Genomic DNA, 567 nt, shown 5'->3' with positions numbered 1-567 from the left:
CCGACCGCCCCGTCGACGAACTCTCCGGCGGCCAGCGCCAACGCGTCTGGATCGCCATGGCCCTCGCCCAGCAGACCCCGCTGCTGCTCCTCGACGAGCCCACCACCTACCTCGACATCAGCCACCAGATCGAGGTCCTCGACCTCTGCGACCGCCTCCACCGCACCCAGGGCCGCACCCTGGTCGCCGTCCTCCACGACCTCAACCAGGCCGCCCGCTACGCCACCCACCTCATCGTCATGCGCGAGGGCCGGGTCGTGGCCGCCGGCGACCCGGGCGAGATCCTCACCGCCGAGCTGGTGGAGGAGGTCTACCGCCTCCCCTGCCGGATCATCCCCGACCCGGAGACCGGCACCCCGCTGGTCGTCCCGGCCGCCCCGAAGCGGAACTGACCGGTCTACGGGCGCGGCACCCGGGCGAGCGCGTCCCGGAGCAGCTGCCCGACGTCGGGCACGGGGATGCCGAGCACGGTGAGCCAGTCGACGATCTGCCGGACCGGAACCCGCATCCGGTCGGCCCGTTCCAGCAGCATCTCCAGCGTCACCGTGGACCCCCTCGACAGGACGC

The 567-nt window shown here is 73.0% G+C and carries 1 protein-coding gene; it reads left to right on the top strand.

Going from position 1 to position 567, the window contains the following annotated elements:
- Positions 1–392, top strand: a 392-nt coding sequence (locus VR45_RS39920) for an ABC transporter ATP-binding protein (RefSeq protein WP_045944876.1), incomplete at its 5' end; no start/stop codon positions are given.
- Positions 393–567: the final 175 nt, after the last annotated feature.

The sequence above is a fragment of the Streptomyces sp. NRRL S-495 genome, assembly GCF_000966955.1.
In the GTDB taxonomy this organism is placed as follows: domain Bacteria; phylum Actinomycetota; class Actinomycetes; order Streptomycetales; family Streptomycetaceae; genus Kitasatospora; species Kitasatospora purpeofusca.
The sequence above is the reverse complement of the archived record's forward strand: the minus strand, read 5'-3'. Positions and strand labels throughout refer to the sequence as shown.